This is a genomic window from uncultured Piscinibacter sp., assembly GCF_937952055.1.
Lineage (GTDB): Bacteria > Pseudomonadota > Gammaproteobacteria > Burkholderiales > Burkholderiaceae_C > Piscinibacter.
Map to the genome: position 1 here is coordinate 109,273 of NZ_CALFYO010000021.1, position 13,680 is coordinate 122,952.

Consider the following 13,680-nt stretch of genomic DNA (forward strand, 5'->3'; position numbering starts at 1 on the left):
CCCTCCCCGCTCAGTTCGCCAGCGCCTTGCGGCGCCGCTCCAGCAGGCGCAGGATCATCGGCGTGAAGATCAGCTGCATCGCCAGTTCCATCTTGCCGCCCGGCACCACCAGCGTGTTGGCACGCGACATCCACGAGTCGTGCAGCATCGACAGCAGGTAGGGGAAGTCGAACCCCGCCGGGTTGGCGAAGCGGATCACCACCAGGCTCTCGTCGGCGGTCGGGATGGTGCGTGCGATGAACGGATCGGAGGTGTCGACCACCGGCACGCGCTGGAAATTGATGTGCGTGCGCGTGAACTGCGGGCAGATGTAGTTCACGTAGTCGGGCATGCGGCGCAGGATCACGTCGGTGACCGCCTCGGTCGAGTAGCCGCGCATGCTCTTGTCGCGGTGGATCTTCTGGATCCACTCGAGGTTGATCACCGGCACCACACCGATCAGCAGGTCGGGGTAGCGCGCGATGTCGACCTTGTCGGTGGTCACGCCGCCGTGCAGGCCCTCGTAGAAGAGCAGTTCGCTCTTCGGCAAGTCCTGCCAGGGCGTGAAGGTGCCGGGCTCCTGCTTGAACGGCGCGGCCTCGTTGGCGTCGTGCAGGTACTTGCGGCTCTTGCCCGTGCCGCTCTCGGCGTAGTCGCGGAACAGCGCCTCGAGTTCCTCGAACAGGTTGCCCTCGTGGCCGAAGTGGCTGAAGTTGCGGTTGCCCGCCGCTTCGGCCTCCGCCATCTTGGTGCGCATCGCCTTGCGGTCGTAGCGGTGGAAGGAGTCGCCCTCGACGATGGCGGCGTCGACCTTTTCGCGGCGGAAGATGTTCTCGAACGTGCGCGTCACCGAGGTGGTGCCGGCGCCCGACGATCCGGTGATCGCGATGATGGGGTGCTTGGCGGACATGGGAGTTCCCGGGAAGTGAAGAAATTCGTTTCGCGCGAGCGGGTACTCCTTGATCCCGCGCGCTCGTCTCAGGGGGTCCTGCTCAGATCGTCGTGGCGAACAGGCCGCGCTTGCCGAACAGCGGCGACTTGAAGGTGTCCTGCGGCTCCTCGTGGTGGTAGCCCTCGATGCGCGAGACCTCCTCCGACGAGCCGAAGATGAATCCGATGCGCTGGTGGATGGACTCTGGCTGCACTTCCAGCATGCGCTTGCGGCCGGTGCTGGCCATGCCGCCGGCCTGCTCGACCAGCATCGAGATCGGGTTGGCCTCGTAGAGCAGGCGAAGGCGGCCGTGCTTGGCCGGGTCCTTGTTGTCGCGCGGGTACATGAACACCCCGCCGCGCATCAGGATGCGGTGCGTCTCGGCCACCAGGGAGGCGATCCAGCGCATGTTGAAGTCGGCGCCGCGCGGCCCGGTCTGGCCGGCCAGGCATTCGTCGACATAGCGCTTCACCGCCGGCTCCCAGAAGCGGCTGTTCGACGCATTGATGGCGAATTCGCGCGTCTTCGCGGGGATCTTCAGGTTCGGATGGCTGAGCACCCACTCGCCGAGCTGCGGGTCGAGCGTGAAGGCGTGCGTGCCGGTGCCCAGCGTGAGCACGAGCATGGTCGACGGGCCGTAGATCGCGTAGCCGGCGCAGACCTGCTGCACGCCGGGCTGCAGGAAGTCCTCCGGCTTGGCGTCCTCGCCCGGCGTGACCGCGCGCAGCACCGAGAAGATGCTGCCCACCGACACGTTCACGTCGGTGTTCGAGGAGCCGTCGAGCGGGTCGAACAGCAGCAGGTACTTGCCGCGCGGGAACTGCTTCGGCAGGTGGTACACCTGCTCCATCTCCTCGGAGACCATGCCGGCGAGGATGCCGCCCCACTCCGCGGCGCGCAGGAACATCGCGTTGCTGACCACGTCGAGCGTTTTCTGCTCCTCGCCCTGCACGTTCACGGTCTCGCCCTGCACCTTGCCGAGCATGTCGGCCAGCGCGCCGAACGCGACCTTGCGCGAGATCGCCTTGCAGGCCAGCGAGACGTCGGTGACCAGCGCGTTCAGGTCGCCGGTGGCGTCGGGATGACGGCGACGTTCCTCGATGAGGAACTGGGTCAGGGTGGGCCTTCCGCCGGTGGGCATGACGGTCTCCTAGGAGTTGAGAATCGGTACCGCAGGGCCGCGCGTGGCGAGCAGCGCCTGCAACAACTGGTCGGGCGCGTCGATGCGCAGCGGGTCGAGCCAGGCCGGCAGCGTGCCGTGGCCGTAACCCCAGGTCACCAGCACCGCGCGGCAGCCGGCGGCCTGGGCCGACTGCATGTCCAGCGCGCTGTCGCCCACCATCAGCATCTCCTGCGGCGCCACGCCCAGGCGCTCGCAGGCACTCAGCAGCATCGCCGGGGCCGGCTTGCGCAACTCCGGCCGGTCCGCGCCCTGCACGCCCTCGAGGAAGGGCAGCACGCCGGCGGCGTCGAGCACCGCGCGCGCCAGCGGCGTGGGCTTGTTGGTCACCGCCACCATCGGCAGCACGCGGCGCAGCCCGCTGAGCAGCTCGAGGATGCCGGCGAAGACGCTGCCGGCGGCCAGCGGCGCAGCCAGCGTGTCGACGTCGAACCAGCGGCGCAGGCGCGCGCGCAGTTCGGCGTCGGCATCGGCCAGGCCCTGGTGCGCGAGTGCACGCGCGATCAGCATGTCGGGGCCGTCGCCGATCCAGCCGCGCACGAGATCGAGGTCGAAGCGCTGCAGGCCGGCCTTCTTCAGCGCGGCGTTGAGCGCGTGCTGGATGTCGGGCGCGCTGTCCACCAGCGTGCCGTCGAGGTCGAAGGCGACGGCGCGGATGCCGCGCAGATCGTCGTTCATGCGGGCTCCAGCGCGGCGCGGGCCGCGCCGAGCAAGGCTTCGCCACGGATGCCGTCGATGGCGTCGCGGTAGGCCGCGGTGTCGCGCGAACCGGTGAACACCGCCGAGCCGGCCACCATGGTGTCGGCGCCGGCCTCGGCGACGGCGCGTGCGTTCTCGCGCTTCACGCCGCCGTCGACCTCCAGCCAGATCTCCCGGCCGGTGCGCTGCATCGCCTCGTTCACCAGCACGCGCGCGCGGGCGATCTTCGGCAGCATGGACTGGATGAAGCTCTGGCCGCCGAAGCCGGGGTTCACCGTCATCAGCAGCACCAGGTCGAGTTGGTCGATCACGTGGTCGAGCACGTGCAGCGGCGTCGCCGGGTTGAGCACCAGGCCGGGCCTCACGCCCAGCGAACGGATCAGCTGGATGGTGCGGTCGACGTGCTCGCTCGCCTCGGGGTGGAAACTGATGATGTCGGCGCCGGCCTGCGCGAACATCGGCACCAGCGCGTCCACCGGCTTGACCATCAGGTGCACGTCGATCGGCACCGTGGCGTGCGGCTTGATGGCCTGGCACACCAGCGGGCCGACGGTGAGGTTGGGCACGTAATGGTTGTCCATCACGTCGAAGTGGATCAGGTCGGCGCCGGCAGCGATCACCGAGCGCACCTCGTCGCCGAGCCTGGCGAAGTCGGCCGACAGCAGGCTGGGTGCGATGCGGATGGCGCTGCTGAGCATCAGGCTGCTCCGGCGTAGAGCGCCGCGATCGCGCTGCGCGGACGGCGATCGCCGCGGCGCGCCAGTTCGGCATAGGTGAGCCACGGCGCGTCCTCCAGCGCCGCGCCGGGTTCGCCCTTCACCGGGCGCGCCGGATCGCCGAGCGACGGCAGCACCATGCCGGCGCCGCTGAAGTCCTGCGCCTCGGTCCAGTAGGTCGGCGTGATCACCGTCCACAGGCCGGCACCGGTGGCCGCCAGCAGGCCGTTGTGCGAGTCCTCCAGCGCCACCGCCTGTCCCGGGTCGACACCGAGGTGGCGCAGCGCCAGCTGGTAGATGTCGGGCGCAGGCTTCTTCGCCGGCACCTGGTCGCCGCAGGCGATCACGCTGAACATCTCGATGCCGCGCGAGCCCAGGGTGGAGCTGAGCAGCGCGTCGATGTTCGCCGCGGTGGTGGTGCTGGCGATGGCCAGGCGGCAGCCGGCCGACAGCGCCTCCTCGATCAGCCGCGCCACGCCCTCGCGCAGCGGCACGGCGCCATCGGCGACGAAGGCGCTGTAGAACTTGGTCTTCTCCGCGTGGATGGCCGGGATCAGCTCGGCCAGTCGCTTGCGGTCGGCGCTGCTCAGCATCTTCGTCGCCAGGTAGGCCGCGATGCGCTCCTTGCCGCCGGTGGTCTTGAGCAGATCGCGGTAGGCGTCCTGGCTCCAGGTCCAGCCCAGCTTGAAGCGCTCGAAGGCGTGGTTGAACGCCATGCGATGCGCTTCCTCGGTGTCCGCCAGCGTGCCGTCGACGTCGAAGATCAGGGCCTCCAGGCTCATGCGGCAGCTCCTTGGGTGGTCGGGTTGAAGACGCGGCTGGCGAGGATGTCCTCCGCGTGCAGGGTGACGAGCTCGTCGCGGCTGAGCGAACTCTCGGCGGAGAACAGCCGCGTGGCGTGGCGCAGCCGGATGCGGTCGAGCGCGTTGCGGATCGAACGTGCATTGGCGAAGTGCGGCTGCTGCCGGCGCAGGTGCACGTACTGCTGGAACGCCGTCACCGCCTCGGCGTCGAACCGGTAGTTCAGCTTGTCGAGCATCAGTTGCGCGATCTGCATCAGTTCGGCCTCGGAGTAGTCCGGGAAGTCGATGTGGTGCGCGATGCGCGACGCCATGCCGGGGTTGCTGGCGAAGAAGGTGTCCATGCGGTCCTTGTAGCCGGCCAGGATCACCACCAGGTCGTCACGGTTGTTTTCCATGACCTGCATCAGGATCTCGATCGCTTCCTGGCCGTAATCGCGCTCGTTCTCGGGGCGGTACAGGTAGTAGGCCTCGTCGATGAAAAGCACGCCGCCCATCGCCTTCTTGATGATCTCCTTGGTCTTCGGCGCCGTGTGGCCGATGAACTGGCCGACCAGATCGTCGCGCGTCACCGCCACCAGGTGACCCTTGCGCACGTAGCCGAGCTGCTTGAGCACCTCGGCCATGCGCAGCGCCACCGTGGTCTTGCCGGTGCCGGGGTTGCCGGTGAAGCACATGTGCAGCGTCGGCGGCTGCGACTGCAGGCCCTGCTCGGAGCGCAGCTTGTCGATCAGCAGCAGCGCAGCGATGTCGCGGATGCGGCCCTTCACCGGCGCCAAGCCGACCAGCTCGGCGTCGAGCTGGTCGAGCAGGGCCTTCACGCCGGAGGACTCGAACAAGGCCCTCGGGGCGGGCGTCTTGGCGGGCATGTCCATGTCGCGCTGCTCCGGCATGATGCGTTTCAGTAGCGCGCGCCTTCGGGCCGCTGCGCCACGGCGTAGCTCTCGATGCTGTAGCGCATGGTGCGGCCGGGCTCCTCGGTGCGCACCAGGCGGAAGCCGGGCTCGTCCTTCGGCCGGTTGACGATGAAGGACATCACCACCGATTCCGTACCGTGCGTCGAATCGAAGGCGGTGACGCGGATGTACTGGTCCGGGAAGGTCTTGCGGCAGGTGTTGATCTCCATCAGGATGCCTGCGGCGTCCTTCAGGTCGAACATCGGGTTGCCGTACATCTCCCAGAAGGTGTTGCGCGGATGCGGGTCGTCGGTGTACTCGATGCCCACCGCCCAGCCCTTGTCGAGACAGTACTCGAGCTGCTTGGTGATCTGCGCGTCGGTCAGGTCGGGCAGGAAGGAGAAGGTGCCTTGGGTGATTCGCATGTCGGGTCTCCTAGAGGCTCAGGCCACCGCCGGGGTCGGCACGTAGTCCGAGGTGTCGGTCGAGGTGTAGTTGAAGGTGATGTCGCCCCAGGTGTCGAGCGCGGCGGCCAGAGGCTTGCACCACTTGGCGGCATCGCGCAGGATCTGCGGGCCCTCTTCCTTGATGTCGCGACCCTCGTTGCGCGCCAGCACCATCGCCTCGAGCGCGACGCGGTTGGCGGTCGCACCGGCCTGGATGCCCTGCGGGTGGCCGATCGTGCCGCCGCCGAACTGCAGCACCACGTCGTCGCCGAACAGGTCGATCAGCTGGTGCATCTGGCCGGCGTGGATGCCGCCCGACGCGACCGGCATGACCTTCTTCAGCGCGCCCCAGTCCTGGTCGAAGTAGATGCCGCGCGGCAGGTCGACCTGGGTGTGCGTGTCGCGGCAGATGTTGTAGTAGCCCTGCACCGTCATCGGGTCGCCCTCGAGCTTGCCGACCGCCGTGCCGGCATGGATGTGGTCCACGCCCGCCAGGCGCATCCACTTGGCGATGACGCGGAAGCTCACGCCGTGGTTCTTCTGGCGCGTGTAGGTGCCATGGCCCGCGCGGTGCAGGTGCAGGATCATGTCGTTCTGGCGGCACCAGTGGCTGAGCGACTGGATGCCGGTGTAGCCGACCACCAGGTCGACCATGATGATCACCGAGCCCAGGTCCTTGGCGAACTGGGCGCGGCGGTACATCTCCTCCATCGTGCCGGCGGTCACGTTCAGGTACGAGCCCTTGACCTCGCCCGTCGCGGCACTGGCCTTGTTGACGGCGTCCATCACGAACAGGAAGCGGTCGCGCCAGTGCATGAAGGGCTGCGAGTTGATGTTCTCGTCGTCCTTCATGAAATCCAGGCCGCCCTTCAGGCCCTCGTAGACCACGCGGCCGTAGTTGCGCCCCGACAGGCCCAGCTTCGGCTTGGTGGTGGCGCCCAGCAGCGGGCGGCCGAACTTGTCCAGGCGCTCGCGCTCGACGACGATGCCGGTGGGCGGGCCGGCGAAGGTCTTCACGTAGGCGACCGGGAACTTCATGTCCTCCAGGCGAGCGGCCTTCAGCGGCTTGAAGCTGAAGACGTTGCCGATGATCGAGGCGGCGACGTTGGTGATCGAGCCTTCCTCGAACAGGCTGAGGTCGTAGGCCACGTAGCAGAAGTACTGGCCCGGGTTGTTCGGCACCGGCTCGACCTTGTAGGCCTTGGCGCGGTACATGTCGCAGGCGGTGAGGCGGTCGGTCCAGACCACGGTCCAGGTGGCGGTGCTCGATTCGCCCGCCACCGCGGCGGCGGCCTCGATCGGGTCCACGCCTTCCTGCGGCGTGATGCGGAACAGCGCGAGGATGTCGGTGTCCTTCGGCTGGTAGTCGCTGTCCCAGTAGCCCATCTGGGCGTATTTGAGAACGCCGGCGGAGTAGCGCTTCTTCGCGTCGGTGATCTGCTGAACGTCTTTCATGTTGCCCATGGAGAGAGTCCTCGTGCGTTGCGGATGGGCCCAATGTAGACAGGCTGTAGAAATAAAGAAAATTAAAAGTTTTGACCCACAGATCAGCTTCTTCTAATATCTTGCCATGCCGTTGACGAAGAACGCCACTTTCCGCCAGCTCGCCACCTTCCACGCGGTGGCGCGGCTGGGCAGCGTGTCGGCGGCAGCCGACGAGATGCACCTCACGCAGCCGGCGGTGTCGATCCAGATCGCGTCGCTGGAGGAGTCGGCGCGCACGCCGCTGCTGCAGCGCACCGGCCGCGGCATCCGCCTGACCGAGGCGGGCGAGCTGCTCGATGGCTATGCGCGACGCATCCTCGAACTGTGGCGCGAGGCCGGCGAGGAGATGGCCACGCTGCAGGGCGTGTTCTCCGGCACGCTGCGCGTCGGCGCGATCACCACCGCCGAGTACCTGCTGCCGCCGATGCTGGTGACCTTCGCCAACGAGCACCCGCAGGTGAAAGTGAAGCTGCAGGTCGGCAACCGCGACGAGATCGTGCGCATGCTCAGCGGCCAGGACATCGACCTGGCCATCATGGGCCGGCCACCCGCCGAGCTGAAGACGGTGTCGACCGCCTTCGCCAAGCACCCGATGGCCTTCCTGGTCGCGCCCGGCCATGCGCTGATGAAGGCGGCGAAATCCAAGCCGGTGACGATGGAGGAGCTCTCCGAGCAGCGCATCCTGGTGCGCGAGCGCGGCTCGGGCACGCGCTCGACCATCGAGCGGCTGTTCAAGGACGCTGGCTTGCCGCTGCGCATCGGCTCGGAGCTGTCCAGCAACGAGGCGATCAAGCACATGTGCGCGGCAGGCTTCGGCGTCGCCTTCCTGTCCATGCACACCTGCGTGCTGGAGCTCGACGCCGGCGTGCTCGCGCTGCTGCCGATGGCCAACAACCCGATCGAGCGCGACTGGTACGTGATGCACCTGGCTTCGCGCCAGCTGCCGCAGGTGGCGCTGGCCTTCGAGAAGTTCCTCGTCACGCGCGGTCAGGAAGAGATCCGCCACCAGCTCGGACAGCGGTCCACAGCCACCCCGCGCAAGCCCAGGCGCAGCACCGCGCGCGCCTGAATCCGCTCAGCCGCCTCTCGCCGCCGCCCGCCTTGTCGGGCCGGGCCGCCGCCGGAGTGACCACAACGCAGCGGCGTGTGGCGCGAGCAGGAGCAGGGCGGCGAGCGCCGCAAGCGGCAGGCGCAAGTCGCCCCGCACGCCCACCGGTCTGGCCAGCGCCGGGTCGCGCAGCACCTGCGACAACGCCGACCCGCTGCGCAACCGGTGGTAGGCCAAGCCGTTCTCGCCGGCCAGCAGTCTCAGGTAGGGCTCGCGCAGCCCGGACAGATGCTCGCTGCCGGGGGTCGCACCGAGGCTGGCGCCGGCCGGGGCGCTGCCCTCCTCCACCATCGTCTCCTGCCCGACGCTGCCGCCACGGCCGAGGCTGTGCAGGTCGACCTGCGCCACCTCGTCGCTCCCCCAGAAGCCCAGCGGCCGGCCCAGCGGGTCCAGCTTGGGGATGGGCGATGGCTTCGCTTCGCCGACGCCGACAACCACGCCGGCCACCTCGCCGGACTCGTCGTCGAAGCGCGGGCGGTGGCGCGGGTTGAGCGGCGGCGATTCGTGCCCGTCGGTGACGAACACCAGCGAGGGCCGGCTGGGCAGTGCCTTCGAGACGACGATGCCGCTGTGCAGGCCCTTGGCGATCTCGCTGTTGCCCGACCAGGCCATGCGGCCGTCGATGCTGGCCAGCGAGGCGCGCAGCTCTGCGCGGTTGGCGCACACCTCCACCGGCGTGAACAGCAGGTAGCTGCGGTATTCGGTGAAGATCGCCCAGCCCAGCGTGGAGCCGCAGGGCAGGTCCGGCAGAGCCTCGTGCAGCGCCTGCTTGGCGAATGCCAGCCGCGAGGCGGGCCTGCCGTCGACCTGCTGGTCCTGCACGTTCATGCTTTGCGTGATGTCGATCACCACCACGTGCTCGAACAGCGAGCGCTTCCACGGCAGCGTCGGCTGAAGGAAGCCGGCCGCCAGCAGCAGCGCGGCCAGCGCCGGCATCACCGTCTCGCGCCGCATCAAGGCAGCCCCGGCGAGTAGCCGCGCATCGTCGTCGCGGCGCGCTCCGCGCTGCGCCTGGCTTCGGGCGGTTCCTCGTCGACCTCCTCCGGATCGGGCACGAGGCGCTGCGCGCGCTCCAGGTTGTAGCGCGCCGGCCAGTCGTCGGCGTCGTGACGCAGCACCTCGCGGTAGCCCTCCTTGGCCAGTTCGATCAGCGCCAGCGCCTGCCCCGGCTGCGCGCCGGCGCGCAGCGCCATCCCCTGGCGCATCAGCAGGTTGGCGCCGTTGTAGCGCGCCGCCTGGCCGACCGGCGTGTCGGCATGCAGCGCGCCGTAGCGGTTCAGCGCCGCCTCGGTGGCGCCGCTGGCCGCCTGCGCGTAGGCATGGGCGAAGCGCAGCTCGGGGCGGTCCTCGGGGGACTCCGGCGCCAGCGTGCCGCTCGCGATCTGCGCGTTCAGCCGCTCGTCGCGCCACAGCCGCCAGCCGTCCACAGCGGCCAGCACCGCCAGCGCGCCCAGCGCGCCCCAGGCCAGTCTCAGCATCGTGCGCCGCTTGATCAGGCCCATCGGCGGATCTCCGTCAGGCGCGCGGCGAGCAGCAGCAGCACCGCGGCCAGTGCGAGCGCGTGCGCCCAGGGGGCCAGTTCGCGCCGCGGCACCAATTCGTCGTAGGTGATGGGCAGCTTCTCCTGGCGGTTCACGTCGTCGATGGCGCGCTGCAGCGCACGCGAGTCGCTCGCCTCGTAGGCCCGGTACGGCGTCTCCAGCGAGTTGAAGAAGTCGTGCAGCAGGATCTCGGGAATACTCTCGGCGGCCGCCGCGGAATCACCGTCGGCCAGCGTCAGGCCCGGACTGTTGGCCGAGCGCAGGTAGAGCCAGTAGATCGACACGCGCTGCCGGCGCGCCATCCTGGAGAGCTTCTCGCGTGTGTCCGGGTCCATGCGGTCGCCGCCGTCGGAGACCAGCATGATGATGCGCGAGCCGTTGTACGGCCGGCCCTCGAACATCTCCAGCCCGACCTCGAGGGCCCGGCCGATGTTGGTCTCCGACAGGCCGCGGCCGATGTTGCCGGCGTCGATGGCCGCCTGGATCACCTCGCGTCTGGCGGTGAAGTCGAGCACGCGCATCGGCAGCGTGCTGAAGGCGACCAGCGCGAAGCGGTCGTCCGGACGCTGCGCGGTGAACTCGGCGAGCAGCCGTCGCGCCACCTTGCCCTTGGGCTCGCGCAGCCGCGCCGGCGACTGGCTGAAGTAGTACTCGAGCATCTCCGGGCTGTTGGCCGCCGCTTTCGGCGGCGCCGTGCCCGCCGCGAATCCCTGGTCCATGCTGCGGCTGCGGTCGAGCAGCAGCACGATCTCGGCACCCTGCCCCACCTTCTCGACGTGGTATTCGGGACGGTGTGGTCCGGACAAGGCGAACAGCAGGGCGGCCAGCGCCAGCGAGGTGGCGCCGCGCAGCGCCCAGCCGACGGCCTCCGAGGCGCGGTCACGCGGCGCGAAGGCCAGCCAGCCATTGGACAGCGGCGTGCCCGCGGGGGCGAACAGCGGCAGCGCGGCCAGCGGCAACAGCCACAGCACCCAGGGGTCGTCGAAGCCGATCCAGCTCATGCGGCCCCCCTGGCCCTGCAGGCGGCCCCTCCCGGTGGGCCTGAGCGTCCTCGGAGCGGCCGCGCGACGCTCATGCCAGTCCCCGCTCGGCGTCGCGGCAGCGGCGGCACAGGGCCACCAGCCAGCGCCCGTCATCGGCGTGACGCGGCGCACCGCCGAAGAACTGCGCGCGCGTCATCCGCAGGAAGCGCGTGAGTTCGTCGCGCAGCGGCGCGAAGCCGGGGCGGCGCGCGAGGAAACCGTCCAGACCGCGCTCGAACAGCACCTCGCCGGCGCTGCGGTTGAGCGCTTCGTGGAGCTGCACGCAGGCCTGCTGCCATTGCGCCGGGCTGGGCTGCGCGGGCAGCCCGCGCAGCCGTCGCCAGGCCACCCCGAAGGGCTGGTTGCGCGCGGCGCGCCAGGGCGGGCCGAGGTAGGCGATGGCCAGCGCCAGCGCCAGCAGCGCGGCGGCCGTGGCGTAGACGGTGAGCCGCTGGCGCAGCGGCGCCGTGTCCAGCGGCAGCGGGGTCCGGTCCGGCCGCAGTTCGCCCAGCCCGCGCCTTACGGGCGCCTCGACCTGCGCCAGCGGCGCCACCGTCACCGGCCAGGCCTCGACCAACGCCTCTTCACTGCGTGCAGCGGCGTCGAACTTCAGACGGAAGGGCGCGATCTCCACCGTCCGCGGCGCTGCCGGCGCGAGGAACACCTGGTAGTCGAGTTCGAACTCGATGCGCCGTCCGCCGGGCACCGCGCTCTCGCGCTGGCGCACGGCGCGCAGCTCCAGCGCCAGGCCGCGCCCGCCGGGCCGGGGCACCGAGGCCTCGTCGAGCGTCCAGCCCGCCGGCACCTGCACGGTCACGCGACGCTGCACATGGTCGCCCACCTGGTAGCCGAAGGCGCGCGGCTCGCTCGCCTGCACGTGCAGCGTCGCGACGTCGGCCCCGCGTGCGCAGCCGGCCAGCGCGCCGCACAGCAGCACGATCGGCCATGCCATCCACACCTTCATGCGAGGAAGTGACGCGTCACCGCGTCGGCATCGAAGGCGCCTTCGATGAACAGGGGGGCCAGCCGCCGGCTGCGGAAGGTCCGCAGCAGCGCATCGCGGCGCTCGTCGTGCGCGGCCCGCCAGCGCTCGCGCAGCGCCGGTCGCCACCACAGCCAGCGCACCACGCCGCTCTCGGGCTCGCGCACCTGGGCGAGACCGCGCGTCGCGCCGAGCGCGAACTCGACCGGCTGCCACAGCACCACCGGAACCACGTCATGCGCGGCGAGGCTGTCGAACACCGCGTCGAGCTCGGCCAGCGGAAGGTGGAAGTCGGAGACGAGGAAGACCAGCGTGCGCTGCCGCGGCAGGTGGCGGTGCGCGTCGCGCAGGCCGGCGGCCGAACGCCCCTGCGGCTGCAGGGCGCGCAGGCGCCGCGCCAGCGCCACGCCGGCGCCGCGGGTGCGCGTCTGCGGCTGGCTGAGGTCGGTGCGGACGCGTTCGTCGCAGCCGACGAATCCGAAGCTGTCGCCGGTGCGCCATGCCGACCAGGCCAGGCTTTCGGTGAAGTCGGCCAGCACGTCGAGCTTGCGCGGCACGCCTTCGAAGCCCATCGAGGCGGACAGGTCCGCGACCAGCGTCACCGGGATCGACTTGCGCTCGCTGTGCAGCCGCACGATCCAGCCGCCGAAGGGGTCGCGCAGGCTGGCGTGCAGGTCGAGGCGGCGCACGTCCGGTGCGTCCTGCAGCGCCACATGGCCGCGGAACTCGAAGCCGGTGTCGCCACTGCGGCTGCGGTGATGCCCGGGGAACAGCCCCGTCGCCGCGCCGGCGATGCGGTAGTGAAGCTCCCGGATGCGAACCATCTCGATCAGGGGGCGGCCACCGCCGCCAGGATCGCCGCCATCAGCCGCGGCGAGATCTCGTGGCGGTGCAGCTCGAACACCGGCTGGTAGCACAGCCGGTGCGCGATGGTCTCGACGAACACCGCCTGCACGTCCTCCGGGGTGACGTAGCTGCGTCCCTCCAGCCAGGCCGCCACGCGCGCTGCACGCAGCAGCAGGCTCATGCCGCGGGGGCTGGCACCGGCGAGCATGAGCTGCGCGGTGTCGAGATCGCTCAGGGTCACGCCGAAGGACGCCGGCTCGGCGGTGGCGCGCCACAGCCGCAGCGCATAGTCCTGCAGCGCCTGCGACGCCTGGACGCTGCGCTGGATCAGCTCGGCCACGCCGTTGAGCTCGCGGTGCGGCACCATCGCCGACTGCAGCGCGCCGACGAGGCGGTCGGTGTCGTGGAAGCGCGGGTCGAACATCAGCGCGCGACGCATCGCGTCGTCGGCCGGCGGCTCGATGGTGATCTCCATCATGAAGCGGTCGCGCGCGGCCGAGGAGATCTCGAAGGTCTCCTCGCGCTCGACGCGGTTGCGGTCGGCGAACACCAGCAGGTGCGGGAAGTGGAACTCGCGGTTGAACGCCGACACGCTGCGCTCGGCCATCACGCGCAGCAGCAGCGCGTGAACCTGCGGCCGCGCACGATTGATCTCGTTGAAGAAGAAGATCGCCAGGTCCTCGCCGTGGCGGATCAGGGGGCCGGGCTCGACGGCCGGCCGGCCCTGTTCGCTGATGTACGTGTAGTAAACGAGGTCGTTGGGCATCAGGTCGACCGTGCCCTCGGTGCGCGCGAACGCGCCGCCGAGCACCTGCGCGAAGGCGCGCAGCAGCGTCGTCTTGCCCACGCCGACGTCGCCCTGCAGCAGCACGTGGCCGCGCGCGAACACCGCGGTGTTGACCAGACGCAGGATGCGCGCCTGGCCGATCACCGCAAGGCCGACCTCGGCCTCCAGCGCCAGGGCGCGCTGCCGCCAGTCGGCGAGCAGCGCATCGTTGCGGTCCATGCGTCGTCTCCTCGTGCCATCGTGTTGCCGGCGCGATGGTGCC

The 13,680-nt window shown here is 70.1% G+C and carries 15 protein-coding genes; 1 reads left to right on the forward strand and 14 read right to left on the reverse strand.

Annotated elements, in window-relative coordinates:
• Nucleotides 1-10: 10 nt before the first annotated feature.
• From Q0599_RS14735 to Q0599_RS14770, 8 genes are all read right to left on the reverse strand, one after another.
• The gene (locus tag Q0599_RS14735; protein WP_298830703.1) at nt 11-889 is read right to left on the reverse strand and encodes a phosphoribulokinase; all 879 of its coding nucleotides are present in this window, start codon (nt 887-889) and stop codon (nt 11-13) included.
• A gap of 82 nt (nt 890-971) precedes the next feature.
• On the reverse strand, nt 972-2,051 hold the full coding sequence (locus Q0599_RS14740; protein ID WP_298830705.1) for a class 1 fructose-bisphosphatase: 1,080 nt from the start codon (nt 2,049-2,051) through the stop codon (nt 972-974).
• A 9-nt stretch (nt 2,052-2,060) separates the two neighbouring features.
• Nucleotides 2,061-2,768: an HAD-IA family hydrolase gene (locus Q0599_RS14745; protein WP_298830706.1), complete on the reverse strand. Its 708-nt coding sequence runs from the start codon at nt 2,766-2,768 to the stop codon at nt 2,061-2,063.
• The gene (gene rpe / locus Q0599_RS14750) at nt 2,765-3,487 is read right to left on the reverse strand and encodes a ribulose-phosphate 3-epimerase (RefSeq protein WP_298830709.1); all 723 of its coding nucleotides are present in this window, start codon (nt 3,485-3,487) and stop codon (nt 2,765-2,767) included. The genes Q0599_RS14745 and rpe overlap by 4 nt, the downstream gene beginning before the upstream one ends.
• Nucleotides 3,487-4,287: an HAD-IA family hydrolase gene (locus Q0599_RS14755; protein ID WP_298830711.1), complete on the reverse strand. Its 801-nt coding sequence runs from the start codon at nt 4,285-4,287 to the stop codon at nt 3,487-3,489. Before Q0599_RS14755 ends, rpe begins: the two co-directional genes overlap by 1 nt.
• Nucleotides 4,284-5,180: a CbbX protein gene (cbbX, locus tag Q0599_RS14760; protein ID WP_298830713.1), complete on the reverse strand. Its 897-nt coding sequence runs from the start codon at nt 5,178-5,180 to the stop codon at nt 4,284-4,286. Before cbbX ends, Q0599_RS14755 begins: the two co-directional genes overlap by 4 nt.
• 26 nt (nt 5,181-5,206) lie before the next feature.
• The gene (locus Q0599_RS14765; protein ID WP_298830716.1) at nt 5,207-5,626 is read right to left on the reverse strand and encodes a ribulose bisphosphate carboxylase small subunit; all 420 of its coding nucleotides are present in this window, start codon (nt 5,624-5,626) and stop codon (nt 5,207-5,209) included.
• 18 nt (nt 5,627-5,644) lie between these two features.
• Nucleotides 5,645-7,111 carry a form I ribulose bisphosphate carboxylase large subunit gene (locus tag Q0599_RS14770; protein ID WP_298830721.1) on the reverse strand — a complete coding sequence of 489 codons (1,467 nt, stop codon included), beginning with the start codon at nt 7,109-7,111 and terminating at the stop codon, nt 5,645-5,647.
• A 106-nt stretch (nt 7,112-7,217) separates the two neighbouring features.
• Here Q0599_RS14770 and Q0599_RS14775 point away from each other — a divergent pair, with 106 nt between their 5' ends.
• Complete coding sequence (locus Q0599_RS14775; RefSeq protein ID WP_298830724.1) at nt 7,218-8,201, forward strand: LysR family transcriptional regulator; 984 nt, start codon at nt 7,218-7,220, stop codon at nt 8,199-8,201.
• 6 nt (nt 8,202-8,207) lie between these two features.
• Here Q0599_RS14775 and Q0599_RS14780 read toward each other — a convergent pair whose 3' ends face one another.
• The 6 genes from Q0599_RS14780 to Q0599_RS14805 all read right to left on the reverse strand — a co-directional run bounded on the left by Q0599_RS14780 (nt 8,208) and on the right by Q0599_RS14805 (nt 13,637).
• The gene (locus tag Q0599_RS14780) at nt 8,208-9,194 is read right to left on the reverse strand and encodes a VWA domain-containing protein (protein ID WP_298832699.1); all 987 of its coding nucleotides are present in this window, start codon (nt 9,192-9,194) and stop codon (nt 8,208-8,210) included.
• A complete protein-coding gene (locus Q0599_RS14785) occupies nt 9,194-9,742 on the reverse strand; it encodes an MxaK protein (protein WP_298830727.1) in 549 nt (182 codons plus the stop codon). The genes Q0599_RS14780 and Q0599_RS14785 overlap by 1 nt, the downstream gene beginning before the upstream one ends.
• Nucleotides 9,733-10,782, reverse strand: a complete 1,050-nt coding sequence (locus Q0599_RS14790) for a vWA domain-containing protein (RefSeq protein WP_298830730.1) — start codon at nt 10,780-10,782, stop codon at nt 9,733-9,735. Before Q0599_RS14790 ends, Q0599_RS14785 begins: the two co-directional genes overlap by 10 nt.
• A 70-nt stretch (nt 10,783-10,852) precedes the next feature.
• Nucleotides 10,853-11,755: a hypothetical protein gene (locus Q0599_RS14795; protein WP_298830733.1), complete on the reverse strand. Its 903-nt coding sequence runs from the start codon at nt 11,753-11,755 to the stop codon at nt 10,853-10,855.
• A gap of 8 nt (nt 11,756-11,763) precedes the next feature.
• Nucleotides 11,764-12,609: a DUF58 domain-containing protein gene (locus tag Q0599_RS14800; RefSeq protein ID WP_298830736.1), complete on the reverse strand. Its 846-nt coding sequence runs from the start codon at nt 12,607-12,609 to the stop codon at nt 11,764-11,766.
• 5 nt (nt 12,610-12,614) lie between these two features.
• Nucleotides 12,615-13,637: a MoxR family ATPase gene (locus Q0599_RS14805; protein WP_298830739.1), complete on the reverse strand. Its 1,023-nt coding sequence runs from the start codon at nt 13,635-13,637 to the stop codon at nt 12,615-12,617.
• Nucleotides 13,638-13,680: the final 43 nt, after the last annotated feature.

Coding starts and splice junctions, on each gene's coding strand:
- Q0599_RS14790 (WP_298830730.1), bottom strand. CDS start 10,782: ATGAGCTGGATCGGCTTCGACGACCCCTGGGTGCTGTGGCTGTTGCCG.
- Q0599_RS14785 (WP_298830727.1), bottom strand. CDS start 9,742: ATGGGCCTGATCAAGCGGCGCACGATGCTGAGACTGGCCTGGGGCGCG.
- Q0599_RS14775 (WP_298830724.1), top strand. CDS start 7,218: ATGCCGTTGACGAAGAACGCCACTTTCCGCCAGCTCGCCACCTTCCAC.
- Q0599_RS14805 (WP_298830739.1), bottom strand. CDS start 13,637: ATGGACCGCAACGATGCGCTGCTCGCCGACTGGCGGCAGCGCGCCCTG.
- Q0599_RS14735 (WP_298830703.1), bottom strand. CDS start 889: ATGTCCGCCAAGCACCCCATCATCGCGATCACCGGATCGTCGGGCGCC.
- Q0599_RS14795 (WP_298830733.1), bottom strand. CDS start 11,755: ATGGCATGGCCGATCGTGCTGCTGTGCGGCGCGCTGGCCGGCTGCGCA.
- Q0599_RS14765 (WP_298830716.1), bottom strand. CDS start 5,626: ATGCGAATCACCCAAGGCACCTTCTCCTTCCTGCCCGACCTGACCGAC.
- cbbX (WP_298830713.1), bottom strand. CDS start 5,180: ATGGACATGCCCGCCAAGACGCCCGCCCCGAGGGCCTTGTTCGAGTCC.
- Q0599_RS14780 (WP_298832699.1), bottom strand. CDS start 9,194: ATGCGGCGCGAGACGGTGATGCCGGCGCTGGCCGCGCTGCTGCTGGCG.
- Q0599_RS14740 (WP_298830705.1), bottom strand. CDS start 2,051: ATGCCCACCGGCGGAAGGCCCACCCTGACCCAGTTCCTCATCGAGGAA.
- Q0599_RS14800 (WP_298830736.1), bottom strand. CDS start 12,609: ATGGTTCGCATCCGGGAGCTTCACTACCGCATCGCCGGCGCGGCGACG.
- Q0599_RS14755 (WP_298830711.1), bottom strand. CDS start 4,287: ATGAGCCTGGAGGCCCTGATCTTCGACGTCGACGGCACGCTGGCGGAC.
- rpe (WP_298830709.1), bottom strand. CDS start 3,487: ATGCTCAGCAGCGCCATCCGCATCGCACCCAGCCTGCTGTCGGCCGAC.
- Q0599_RS14770 (WP_298830721.1), bottom strand. CDS start 7,111: ATGGGCAACATGAAAGACGTTCAGCAGATCACCGACGCGAAGAAGCGC.
- Q0599_RS14745 (WP_298830706.1), bottom strand. CDS start 2,768: ATGAACGACGATCTGCGCGGCATCCGCGCCGTCGCCTTCGACCTCGAC.